We start from the raw sequence: 12,880 nt of genomic DNA on the forward strand, positions 1-12,880 counted from the left end.
TATTAAATGAGAACGCCTTTGATAATAAGCGCTCTCATTTTGTTTTGTTAACAGTGGTTAAGGAACATACATTCTTACACCCTTCCAAACTCCATTATATTTTACAGCTCCGAAAATATAGGCTTCTTCAACCTGAAATGAAATTGGAAGATACGGAGCATAACTAGATGGTGTGTACCCTGATGAATTCCAAATAAGCTTCAGCCCCGCAGAAGGAAAACCTAATCGAATTCCCTTTTCAGATCTATCTAAATATGAAGAAACTCCATTTAAATATAAATATTCTTTGCTGCCACTTATACCTACTCCTGGAGAAACCATCATTACTGGAGAATTTGAACTCTTTACATTATCATATACAAAAGAAGATGTTCGCTTTTTTAGTTCATTAGTAAGCCATTCGTAACCACTCCTATATAAAGCATTATATGCATCAGTATCTTGGTACGTATTGCCCATAAAGTCGATACTGCCACCAAAAATATGAATATTACTGACCCAATCACGAACTAATGATTCAGGCTCTTTTAGAAACCCTTTAAAAACCATATTACTAGTTGCAGAACCAAAATTATTAGAAAATTTCTTTGCAATTCCTGTATAATCTGAGGGCTCTAAATTATAGTTAAAAGAAGTATATCCTTTGAAATAATCTATTCCGATAACCATTTCAGATGCATTTGTAGTTAGCCAATAACTAGCAAGGGTAACCCAGGTTCTCCAACCAAGAACACCAACATTCACTTTAGAATAATGTTTATATTGGAATTTTACCTTGAAACCTGCACATTTAAAGAAACCATAGTTTAAGGCATACAAACAGACATTTACTCGATGATCACCATCAAATTCTTTGCTACGCCAATTATTAAGACCTATGTTACTAAATGCCTTTCCAACCGCTGTTCCGCCACCAACAAGATAATCAGTTAAATTGTATGTGGATGTATAACCAGAGATAATCCTGTCACTTGCAGATTTTAGTGAAAATTCTTCCTTAGTCGTATTTTCTCCACTAATAAGTGCAATAATATTTTCTATACTAAGGTTATCATTATTTACAAAATTGTATGAATCAATAAACCTAATATTGCCATACTGGTAAGTAAGGCTATCGACTTGATAAGAATAACTTTTATAGCGGTCTAAGAAATTTGTATATAAATCTTCAAATTCGTATTTTAAATCTTCTGTGTAAATAAAAGTGCCTGCTTCTGTAATTTGATAAATTTTTCCTTCTAATTTCATTTTTCTTGCAGTATCAACAACATAGTGAATGATATCTTCGGGGATCAGAGCTTTATTTAACTCAGCATAAAACCTTTCAATTTCAAAACTTGAGCTATCTACAGTAGCATTTTTTAATTCTACTTTAACAGATTTACAATTTTGAATATGAGTAATTTATATCACGCTGTCGTTTTAAATGCCGGTCATAAATTCTATCAATCATTTGTTCTTCGGTCATCTGTTTATAAAGTTTAAAAGTGATAAATTCTTTAATATCACGAGCCGATAGTAAAGGTAAATCATCAAAGCAATGCAATTTTTCTTTTAAAATAAATGACGAGACCAAAAAGTTTAATGCAACCTGGTGTTGCCATGCAAGCCATTTTCGTGTCTGAAACTGGTCTAGCCCGAGTATCTGTTTTGATTCTTTTATGCAATGTTCTACAAAGTACCGTTGTGCTTGCATATAGGCTATAGCTTTCTTAGTGTATTGTTCAAGATTAGCATTGGTAAAAGAATATTTTATTTCGTCCTTGCCTTCTTTGGTTTTCGTTTTACGGATAACCAGTAACCTTTGCTCTACTTGCATTTTACTGTTATTGATTATCCAAAGCTTTATAAAATGATAGTCAGCTACAAGAACTCCTTTGGCTGTATTACGAACACTAATACGCTGCCAATTTTCGTCATTTAAAGTCTGTAAATATTTTGATACACTTAATTCGTCTGTAGTTGCTTTTAATTTCTTGGGTTCACGACCCTTATTGCTTTTTCGCTCGGGAATAGCCAAGTCAGGACGTTCCAAATATATTTTTTGGTCTTTATGGATATCCAGCATGTACAGATAACCAAGCAAATCTATGCTGCTGGCAAAATCCACATCGTTACCATAATAACCATCGCCTCCAATAAAATCGAAGATGATGCCATTGGTTACTTGCTGGCGAATAATTTCTAATGCCAGTTCGAGCTTAGTTTTAAATGTTCGGTGCTTTACAGGAACGCCTGCTTTTTCGCATCTTGTCTTGTCGTCACACCAAGCCTTGGGAAGGTATAGTCGGGCATCAACCATTGATGCAAAATCCCCATTACTTAAACAAGCAAATACCGCAACCTGACTATTTGATAGTTTCCCTACATTCCCACAATATTGATGTCCAACGCCTACGCTATGGTCGCCTTTTTTTACCCAACCACTTTCATCAATAATCAATCCTGTAAGTTTTCTTTTGGGTAAAACCTGGCTTACTTCCTGGGCTACTTGATTTATCAAAACTCGATGATCCCAGTTAGACTCAGTTATAAAGTGCTGCATTTGATGGTAGTTAGCTCCCAAATCTTCGCTTATTCTTTCAATATTGCGCATCTGACTTTGTATTATTCCTAATGAATATTGCTGTGCTTTGTCAAAGAACTTCTTTGTTGAATTACAAAATACATGCTGATAATCATTAAGGTGAACACTAACTCGCTCTATTACAGAGGTCAGTGTTTTTCCATATCGATTATTATTTTTACGTTGTATTAAACATTTTTCGGAACGATAAGCCTGTTTTTCTGTGCATTGAAGATACTGAATTTCCTTGAAATATCAATGTTTACAAGGGTTTTGTTTAATCTGTTAAAGTAGAATTAATTTGTTTTCTATTTGCGATAGTTTACCAGCAAGAGATTCAAAACCTGCGGGTATAGTAATTTTATGTGATGATTTTAAACCACTCTTTTCAGTTGAATTATTTTTAAGTTCATTTTCAATCTCAGAAATGTAGTTATCTAGAGACAGCTGATTAGGAAAATTTAGATAACCATTTTCAACCGTAATTTCTTGGTTTTCGATTTCTTGGTTGGAATTCTCATCAATTACTTGTTCTAACTTATCACAAGAGTTAAGTAAAATAGTTGCAAGGATTAATAAAAATTTAGGGATTCTTTTAAAAAGATATCTATTCGTTTCATTTTGGTTAAATTTATAGGTTAATACTTTGTGTTAACTGCCTCATCCTTATTCTGATTTCACGGTCAATTTGAAGGATGGGGTTTTTTGTTTGCTTTTTTTACGGATTATTTGTAACAACAAAATTATCTGTGCCTTTAAGATCCTAGATCAGCTGGGCCTAACATATACTATTAGTTTTCACCTCCTTTCTACGAATGAAAATATTAGCTTCTATTCCGCTCAATTATGCCTCTAAAATTTGTTTATTCTGACTTAAGGTTTTAGAGAAGGCGGATATATTTTAATACAAGAATAAAAATAATTAATAGGTGCAAAAATATACAACTTTCTTAATAAGCCAAATCTTTAGATATAAAAAAACGATTTCATTTTCTGCTAAATGTTTTATTGCCCACTTACCTTTTACTAACTATTCTATGATTCACGATTCACCTTTGGATTCATATTACCAATCATTATGTAATGAAAATATCCTTTAAAGATAAACTCCAATACCACATAATCTTCTTTATTTTTAATCTAAGTTTAAATACTTAGCATTGAAATTAATAGAGTAATAAATTAGTAAAATTTAAATAAGCTGAGCCAATGAAGAATAATTTATAGTCTCTGAACTCAAAAAATACTATGTTAGTCCGGGTATAAATATTTTTCTGGAATTCCACTTTGACTGTGTGACGGCAAAAAAGAAAGTGTGTGGTAGCGCAGGGACGGTTGCAGGGATGGGCTGCCACACTCTTGCTTTGTGCGTGGGGTACTATTTTGTTTTTTGTCAATTTATCGGGATGTTGTCTATGTTTTGGGTTTTGTTACCTTGCGCCTAACGCCCAGCAGTATGCGCAGTGCGGGGATTTTAGAAAGCCGACTGTCAGCACTACTGAATGTTGATTGCTTGTACATGGCTCAAATATAGCAAAACAACCCGTATTGCGTATACTGCTTGTTGCGTGCAGTGGGTTTTTTGTTTTAAAATTTTGTCCTTTTGTCCAAATAGATGGTGAAGGCTAAATATCCACGGTTAGTTAATGTCTTTTACAATTTTAAATCCCGATGAGAGCTTATTATTTAGAAATCCCACGTTTTCGATGACGTTTAAAAATCAGCACATAAAAATCTACTTGCAGCCAGAAGTCAATTAGTGTTTGACTTATTTACTTGCACTGGAAGTCACAATACGAGTAGGAGCGAGGCTCGTCAGAATTGGCTCTCCCAATAACTCTTAAATCATTAAATTATAGAGTTCTCACACATTAAAAACTGCACTAAATGCAAATCACAATCAAATTCTAAAAATCCTTCCGAGCGTTGAGTCCAAATGGTATCAGAATCATTGATTTCTTGCAGGTCAAATCAAAACAAAAGTGCAGCGATAGGAATCCTGATTTAGAACGTTAACTACAGAGTAAAAACATTTTCCGGACTAAAGAGTCTTATTAAAATCGAATCACATAATCCCGAAGGATACCTATCGGTGTACTTTACTTTCATCCGATTTACAGGTGTCACGGTTTTGATGCCATTGCACGCAACGCCCAGCAGTATGCGCAGTGCGGGAATTTTGGAAAGCCCGACCTTCAGAATTACTAAATGTTGCCAAGTTGTACATAGGCCAAATATAGCAAAACAACCCGTATTGCGTATACTGCTTGTTGCGTGCAGTGGGTTTTTGTTTTATTTCTTTGTTCTATCAATCCCAATAAACAGCTAAAGCGAAATATCCAAACAGTTTAGGGAAATTGGATTTTAAAATCCCGATTTAGCTTAATTTATAGAAATCTCACGCTTTCAATAGCCTTTAAAAATCAGTATATTAAAATCTACTTGCAGCCAGAAGTCAATTTGTGTCTGACTTATCTACTTGCACTGGAAGTCACGGTACAAAATAGGAGAGAAGCGTTTTGTAATCGGTTCTACCAATATTCCTTCAATCATTGAGTTTTCACACATTAAAAGCTAATCCCTTTGCAAATCAGACCCAAATTCTAAAAATCCTTCTGAGCGCTGAGTCCAAATGGTATCAGAATCACTGATTTCTTGCAGGTCAAATCAAAATAAAAGTGCAGCGATAGGAATCCTGATGCAGAAAGCTTAAAACGGAGTAGAAACATTTGCCGGACTTCAAAGTCTTGTTAAAATCGAATCACATAATCCCGAAGGATACCTATCGGTGTACTTTACTTTCATCCGATTTCCAGGTGTCATGGTTTTGATGCCATTGCACGCAACGCCCAGCAGTATGCGCAGTGCGGGGATTTTAGAAAGCCGACTGTCAGCACTACTGAATGTTGATTGCTTGTACATGGCTCAAATATAGCAAAACAACCCGTATTGCGTATACTGCTTGTTGCGTGCAGTGGGTTTTTGTTTTAAAATTTTGTCCTTTTGTCCAAATAGATGGTGAAGGCTAAATATCCACGGTTAGTTAATGTCTTTTACAATTTTAAATCCCGATGAGAGCTTATTATTTAGAAATCCCACGTTTTCGATGACGTTTAAAAATCAGCGCATTAAAATCTGCTTGCAGCCAGAAGTCAATTAGTGTTTGACTTATTTAGTCGTCCCTTAAAAAGTCACTTTTTACGCTAAAGGATATTTTGAGATCAAAATAATATCAAAAGTTCTTTGAAAAATTGTTTCAATATATTGGCATAAAATATTCTTTAGATCTGCTTTAATTCTTAAGAGCATTTTCTTCAGATTAAAAGCAGTTCCTGCCATTATTGTGTTGACTTTGTCACCTAATTCACCCTTAAGGTAGTTGCGGATCATACGATGATCATGTTTCAAGTGGCCTATTACGGGTTCTATTCCGGCTCTGCTTCTAAAACGTTTTCTGGCCTGTTGTTTCTGATATTTTGTGGCAGAAGAAGGTAAATGTTTTGGAGTATGTATTTGTGTGTCTGCAACATATTTCCTTCCCCGATAACCCCTGTCAACAATGGCTACTTTTGGGCTATAAGCAGCAACCCGTTGAATTTGTGCTAATTGTGGATCCAGGGTATCTCCATCGTAAATGTTTTCATTAAATGCCAGGGCTCCAACTATTATCCCACTCTTACGGGTTTTTACAATACTACTTTTATTTCCGAATTCGTAAGGTTTTGCTTCCTTTCCTTTTGCTATGCATTTTTACATGAGGTTCATGGATGCTGTATATCTTGTTCTTTGTATCTCTTTGTTGTTGTAGTATTTGTTGAAATAGTTCGAGCCTTGGACCATAAAAATTAAGTTGATCATCAGTCATTTTTCTTTGCAAATCTCGTACAAGCCGACCGGCTATGGTTTTAATCTTCCTGGCGGCTGCCATGGCTTTCTTTTTGCGTTTCGGATGAGTTCGAAAACGTTGATCTATCATTAATTGCTTAACTGTGCGTTTATAGGTTTGCCTAAGTGGTATGTCGGCAGTTTTAGCGATTGTATTGCACTTATCTATGATTTTCTTATGCAACTTGGTATCGGTCGGAAAGGTGATATTTTTTTCCTGTACAGTAGTATCAATCAGCACTTCTTTTTCTTTGGCTTCTTTGCCAAATATGTCAATGGATAACTTCAATAATCTTTCGGCTCCTTTTTCACCTATCCGCTTTCTGAAATGCACAAACTCACTGGGATCGAATGGTTTATCAGTCTGAAAATTAGTTTCTCCGGTAAAATATTGCCAATAAGGATTTTCAACCCATCTATCCACAATATTCTCATCACTAAGGTTATAGATGTACTTGAGAAGGACAAGCCCAATCATTCTTCGTAAAGGAACTGAGGGTCGTCCAAATTCCGTGTAATACCCTTTAAAATCATTCGTCACTGATTCCCAATCAATTCTGTCTGCCAAAACGCAGATTTCATGATCCAAATTAATAAACTGTTTCAACGGGGTTCTGAAGATGCTCAATTGAGGATGCCTTTCTGTTTTTGCCACCATTTTGCAAAGCTTTTCAGCAAATTATCAAATTTCTTGCAAATTATATCGCCTTTCTAGGGAAAATTATCAACATAACATGTTAATATACAATAACATAATGTCATTTTAAGGGGTGACTATTTACTTGCACTGGAAGTCACAATACGAGTAGGAGCGAGGCTCGTCAGAATTGGCTCTCCCAATAACTCTTAAATCATTAAATTATAGAGTTCTCACACATTAAAAACTGCACTAAATGCAAATCACAATCAAATTCTAAAAATCCTTCCGAGCGTTGAGTCCAAATGGTATCAGCATCATTGATTTCTTGCAGGTCAAATCAAAATAAAAGTGCAGCGATAGGAATCCTGATGCAGAAAGTTATTAAAGTGCACTAAGTCTTGTCGGACTATAAAGTCTTGTTAAAATCGAATCACATAATCCCGAAGGATACCTATCGGTGTACTTTACTTTCATCCGATTTCCAGGTGTCATGGTTTTGATGCCATTGCACGCAACGGTGGCAATATGAAAAGTTGGGGAGTTCGGAGCGATTATCTATCAAGCTAAACAGCACTTAATACGAAGCAAAACCCTTGAATAACCTATTAAACCCCAATTTTTTATATTGCATGTTGCCGGTATGTGCTTTTTTTTCAATCTTTCATTTAAAATTTTATCGAAATTTCAAGATGTCCGCCAAGTCCTTCTGTAATAATCCGCTGAAGAGTCGAAAATCGAATATCTTTTAAATCCTTTTCCAATTTTGAGATATACGATTTATTTGTCCCGGCTAGCCCTGCAAGCTGTTCTTGAGTCATGCCCTTTTCTTGTCGAGCCTGTTGAATCAAAACTCCTAATTTGAAGGCTTCATATCCAGCTTCAAATTTTTCACGTTTTTTAGTCCCCTTTTTGCCAAATTCCTCGTCAATAAATTGGTCTAAAGTCTTTACATTATTCTTTTTCATCTAAGTACTCCTTCCTTATTTTTTGTGCCTTCTCTATTTCTTTTATCGGTGTCTTTTGTGTTTTCTTTTGAAATCCATGGCCTACAACAACTACATTTTGGTCATCGAAAAAGCAAAAAATCCTATAAATATTACTACCTAATTGAATACGTATCTCATATAATCCATCTGTATTTTCAAGATGTTTGAAATAAATCTCCGGAATCATGTCTAAATCTTCAATAATCCTAAAAGTCCAAATAATCTTGGTTTGAACCTTTTTTGTTTGCGATTTATAAAAGTCCCGAAAATAGTCCTTATAAAATATTAGTTCACGTTTTTTAGTCATGATGCAAATATACAAAAAGTAGTCCGAAAAGACAACTATCTTTCAAATTACGTAAAAAATGTCATTTTGCGGTGTTAGCATTACCGGCAACGCCCAGCAGTATGCGCAGTGCGGGAACTTTGAAATGCCCGACTGTCAGAACTACTGAATGTTAATTGCTTGTACATGGCTCAAATATAGCAAAACAACCCGTATTGCGTATACTGCTTGTTGCGTGCAGTGGGTTTTTGTTTTATTTCTTTGTTCTATCAATCCCAATAAACAGCTAAAGCGAAATATCCAAACAGTTTAGCGCAATTGGATTTTAAAATCCCGTTGTAGCTTAATTTTTAGAAATCTCACGTTTACGATAGCCTTTATAAATCAGCACATAAAAATCTACTTGCAGCCAGAAGTCAATTTGTGTTTGACTTATTTACTTGCACTGGAAGTCATAATATAAGTAGGAGAGAGGCTTTTTGTAATCCGTGTATTAAAATCTACTTGCAGTCAGAAATCAATTTGTGTCTGACTTATCTACTTGCACTGGAAATCACAATACGAGTAGTAGCGAGGCTTGTCAGAATTGGCTCTCCCAATAACTCTTAAATCATTAAATCATAGAGTTTTCATACGTTAAATACATATCCAGTAGCAAATCATAACAAACTTCTCAAATCCTATCGAGCGTTGAGTTCAAATGGTATCAGCATCATTGATTTCTTGCAGGTCAAATCAAAATAAAAGTGCAGCGATAGGAATCCTGATGCAGAAAGCTTAAAACGGAGTAAATACTTTTGCCGGGCTACAGAGTCAAATCAAGATGGGTTTATGTAATACCGAAGGATACCTATCGGTGTACTTTACTTTCATCCGATTTCCAGGTGTCATGGTTTTGATGCCATTGCACGCAACGCCCAGCAGTATGCGCAGTGCGGGAATTTTGGAAAGCCCTACTGTCAGCCTTACTGAAAGTTAATTGCTTATACATGGCTCAAATATAGCAAAACAACCCGTATTGCGTATACTGCTTGTTGCGTGCAGTGGGTTTTTGTTTTAAAATTTTGTCCTTTTGTCCAAATAGATGGTGAAGGCTAAATATCCACGGTTAGTTAATGTCTTTTACAATTTTAAATCCCGATGAGAGCTTATTATTTAGAAATCCCACGTTTTCGATGACGTTTAAAAATCAGCGCATTAAAATCTGCTTGCAGCCAGAAGTCAATTAGTGTTTGACTTATTTACTTGCACTGGAAGTCACAATACGAGTAGGAGCGAGGCTCGTCAGAATTGGCTCTCCCAATAACTCTTAAATCATTAAATTATAGAGTTCTCACACATTAAAAACTGCACTAAATGCAAATCACAATCAAATTCTAAAAATCCTTCCGAGCGTTGAGTCCAAATGGTATCAGCATCATTGATTTCTTGCAGGTCAAATCAAAATAAAAGTGCAGCGATAGGAATCCTGATGCAGAAAGTTATTAAAGTGCACTAAGTCTTGTCGGACTATAAAGTCTTGTTAAAATCGAATCACATAATCCCGAAGGATACCTATCGGTGTACTTTACTTTCATCCGATTTCCAGGTGTCATGGTTTTGATGCCATTGCACGCAACGGATGGCGGTATGGTTTGCGCGGATTTCATATTCTGTCGTTGTCCAACCACCTGAGATTTGAAAAAAGCAGGAAGCTGTTTTTGTCCGACGAAAACCCGCGTAAATTATACCGCGTGTTAGCGCAAGTTATTTTACAATCTAATAGAAAGGTCAAGTTGTCCACCCAATCCTAATTGCACTATTTTTTGTAAAGTCGAAAGTCTAACTTCCTTGATATTATTTTCAATCTTGGAAATATAGGATTTCGTTGTCCCTGTTTTTTCTGCTAATTCCGCTTGTGTCATTCCCTTTTCAATTCTAGCCTCTTGCAGTAATGCACCAAGCTTAAAATTCTCGTAACCATTTTCAAGTTCATCTCTTGATTGGGTTCCTTTTAAACCATAATGTTTATCCTTGAACTCTTCCAGGTTCATTTTGTTATTTGCTTTCATTTTCGTATTCCTCCTTAATTTTTAGTGCACGCTCAATCTCTTTCTTAGGTGTTTTCTGTGTTTTTTTATGAAAACCATTTGCCAGAATTATGAGTTTTCCTTGGTCAAAAAAAGCAGAATATTCTAAAAATATCACTTCCGTGTTTAATTCTAATCTCGTACAATCCATTAGTTGATTCAAGATGTTTTAGATAGACCTCTGGAACTCTTTCCAATTCCTCAATTAGTTCAATCGTCCAGATTATTTTCGCTTTTACTTTATCCGTTTGCTCAATAAAGAATCTTTCAAAATAATCTTTATAAAATATTGCAATCCTATATTTCCGTTTTGATTCCATGCAACAAAAATACAAAATGTTTCACTAAAGTACAACTTTCTTTTTTATAATTTGCGCTAACGGTGACAATATGGCCAGTAAGGGATTGCGGGCGATATCCTATCAAGGTACACGAAAAGCTGAAGCGGGCTACAAAGCTTCGCATATCACTGAAACCCTTATTGGCTATATTGCGTGTTGTGGTGCGTTTTTTCTTAAGCTGTCCGGATTTATTTGTATTTGTCCGCCGATTGCTCTTAGTACTTTCATTATAGTCTCAAATTGAGGTTTAGCGCCATCAGATAAAGCTTTGTATAAACTTGGCCTGCTTAATCCAGTTTCTTGAGCAATTTTTGTCATTCCAATTGATTTTGCAATATGTCCGATTGCTGCAATTACATCTGAATCATTCCCTTCTGCTAAAACAGCATTAAGATATTCTGTAATCATTTCGTTACTATCTAAATAGTCTGCTATATCAAATTTTGAAGTTTCCATCTCTTTACTTTTTAATTCGTTTTAAAATCTCCTTTGCCTTTTCTATGTCTTTCTGCTGAGTCGACTTATCTCCACCAATAAGCAGAATAATAATTTTTCCGTCAGATTCTTTAAAATATACTCTGTATCCTTTAGCGTAGTCAACTTTTAATTCCCGAATCCCATTGCCAACAGGTTCACAATCTCCAAAGTGCTCATCAATCTCAATCTTTTGAATGCGAAACAATATTTTGGCTTTGGCTCTTAAATCCTTAAGTTTTCTTAGCCATTTGTCAAATTCGTCTGTTTTCTCAATTATATACATTTATTAATGTGTATTCATTCGGATACAAATTTATGCAATCTTTTCTATTTATGAAAGGTTTAATTCGAAATATTTAAGAAATCAAATGAATTGTAACGTGCTATGGCTGTGTTTTTTAAAATGCACCACAACGTTTACGTATATGAAACGTTTGGCATTTCGAAGCACTTTCTTGTCAAGTTACAAGTACTTTTGATACGGGCTGAAACCTTCGATAACCCAGTGACTGCCAAATGTTTTATATACGGTGTTACCTGCTGTGTTTTTTTCATCTACAACGTTGTCGTTTAGTTTTTATTGTAACCATACTGTTCCTGTCTACTCAATAATACTTCTTTCCACCAACCTTCTCTGTCTGTAATTATTTGGTCATTTGTGGAAGATTTGTAAATATCTAAAATCGAGTATCTAAAATTCTTTTTAATATAATCAAAAGGTAGCTTTTTAAGCTCAACATTATCACCGTGTCCTGTCCGAATGTAAGATTTCCAACGCCCCAAAATCATATGTTCGCCAGATGCTTTACCAACATATTTTTTGCCATTTGATATATCAGTAATGAGATAAACTCCTTTTTGGTTTTCTAATGCAGTTTTCCAAATGTCTTTTTCCAATACTCGTTTCATTGTTTCCCAAGAAATATTCACTTTGTCATAACCGGGAAACAAATCCTTGTCTAAAGAGCTTGGCAATATTTCTTTCACAATAAAATCGTCAATGCTGTTACCTGATAAAGTAACGTAAGCATTATTTTTGTGAAACTGCACAATCAATCTTCCACAATACTTTTCAAATTCACTCAATTTGTCGTGTTCGTAAAATGTATGAACGTTAGAATGAGTTACGCCATCCCAAAAATTATTGTAGCTTTTGGTAATTATGGAAATGTCAATTAATAACCAATCATCATTTTTTATTTGAGCTAATCCAATGACAATTTGATTTTCTTTAAACCATCTCTTTTTAGTACTATTATGAAAATTACCAATCAGCAGTAAGTCTGGATTGTTGTGATATAATTCCAAAGCATTCCAAGAAGCATTTGAAAGATTTAGTCTAATTTTTACATTGTCTAAATTTTCAATTTTCAGAATGTCATTTAGCTTAATGTTTTCAACTAAAGACATTAGCTAATTTTTTCTACTTTAAAATTTCCAGCACTTTTGTATGATTGAGCTTGTTTGTTAAATCCCAATCTTATGATTTCTTTTTCTACATCTTGGGCATTTGGTGTCGGCGATGTAGCAGAAGGAACTTGAAAAGTGTACCCTTTCGGCATATCTCCGAATTGTCTTGGTGCTGTTAGTTTGTAAAGTGCCATAATATTTTTGTTTATAATTCTGCCTA

At 34.9% G+C, this 12,880-nt stretch carries 11 protein-coding genes and 1 pseudogene; all 12 read right to left on the minus strand.

What is annotated here, in order from left to right; translation table 11 throughout:
* Nucleotides 1-57: 57 nt before the first annotated feature.
* On the minus strand, nucleotides 58-1,248 hold the full coding sequence (locus IPM71_15880) for a hypothetical protein (protein ID QQS51027.1): 1,191 nt from the start codon (nucleotides 1,246-1,248) through the stop codon (nucleotides 58-60).
* 133 nt (nucleotides 1,249-1,381) lie between these two features.
* A complete protein-coding gene (locus IPM71_15885; protein QQS52868.1) occupies nucleotides 1,382-2,596 on the minus strand; it encodes an IS701 family transposase in 1,215 nt (404 codons plus the stop codon).
* Nucleotides 2,597-5,764: 3,168 nt separating this feature from the next.
* Entirely contained in the window at nucleotides 5,765-6,310 is a 546-nt protein-coding gene (locus IPM71_15890; GenBank protein ID QQS52869.1) for a transposase, read from the minus strand.
* Nucleotides 6,267-7,109: an IS5 family transposase gene (locus tag IPM71_15895; GenBank protein QQS51028.1), complete on the minus strand. Its 843-nt coding sequence runs from the start codon at nucleotides 7,107-7,109 to the stop codon at nucleotides 6,267-6,269. The genes IPM71_15890 and IPM71_15895 overlap by 44 nt, the downstream gene beginning before the upstream one ends.
* Before the next feature lie 647 nt (nucleotides 7,110-7,756).
* A complete protein-coding gene (locus IPM71_15900; GenBank protein QQS51029.1) occupies nucleotides 7,757-8,056 on the minus strand; it encodes a helix-turn-helix transcriptional regulator in 300 nt (99 codons plus the stop codon).
* Nucleotides 8,043-8,384, minus strand: coding sequence for a type II toxin-antitoxin system RelE/ParE family toxin (locus IPM71_15905; protein ID QQS51030.1), 342 nt, complete (start codon nucleotides 8,382-8,384; stop codon nucleotides 8,043-8,045). Before IPM71_15905 ends, IPM71_15900 begins: the two co-directional genes overlap by 14 nt.
* A 1,730-nt stretch (nucleotides 8,385-10,114) precedes the next feature.
* A complete protein-coding gene (locus IPM71_15910) occupies nucleotides 10,115-10,414 on the minus strand; it encodes a helix-turn-helix transcriptional regulator (protein QQS51031.1) in 300 nt (99 codons plus the stop codon).
* A pseudogene (locus IPM71_15915) lies at nucleotides 10,401-10,752 on the minus strand (type II toxin-antitoxin system RelE/ParE family toxin). The gene IPM71_15910 and the pseudogene IPM71_15915 overlap by 14 nt, the downstream one beginning before the upstream one ends.
* Before the next feature lie 165 nt (nucleotides 10,753-10,917).
* Nucleotides 10,918-11,229 (minus strand): putative addiction module antidote protein, encoded by a 312-nt coding sequence (locus IPM71_15920; protein ID QQS51032.1) that lies wholly within the window; start codon nucleotides 11,227-11,229, stop codon nucleotides 10,918-10,920.
* Between the two features lie 4 nt (nucleotides 11,230-11,233).
* On the minus strand, nucleotides 11,234-11,533 hold the full coding sequence (locus IPM71_15925) for a type II toxin-antitoxin system RelE/ParE family toxin (GenBank protein ID QQS51033.1): 300 nt from the start codon (nucleotides 11,531-11,533) through the stop codon (nucleotides 11,234-11,236).
* Between the two features lie 287 nt (nucleotides 11,534-11,820).
* On the minus strand, nucleotides 11,821-12,660 hold the full coding sequence (locus IPM71_15930; protein QQS51034.1) for a GIY-YIG nuclease family protein: 840 nt from the start codon (nucleotides 12,658-12,660) through the stop codon (nucleotides 11,821-11,823).
* Nucleotides 12,660-12,854, minus strand: a complete 195-nt coding sequence (locus tag IPM71_15935; GenBank protein ID QQS51035.1) for a hypothetical protein — start codon at nucleotides 12,852-12,854, stop codon at nucleotides 12,660-12,662. Before IPM71_15935 ends, IPM71_15930 begins: the two co-directional genes overlap by 1 nt.
* Nucleotides 12,855-12,880 lie beyond the last annotated feature (26 nt).

The sequence above is a fragment of the Bacteroidota bacterium genome, from assembly GCA_016699695.1.
Classification (GTDB): domain Bacteria; phylum Bacteroidota; class Bacteroidia; order Bacteroidales; family UBA10428; genus UBA10428.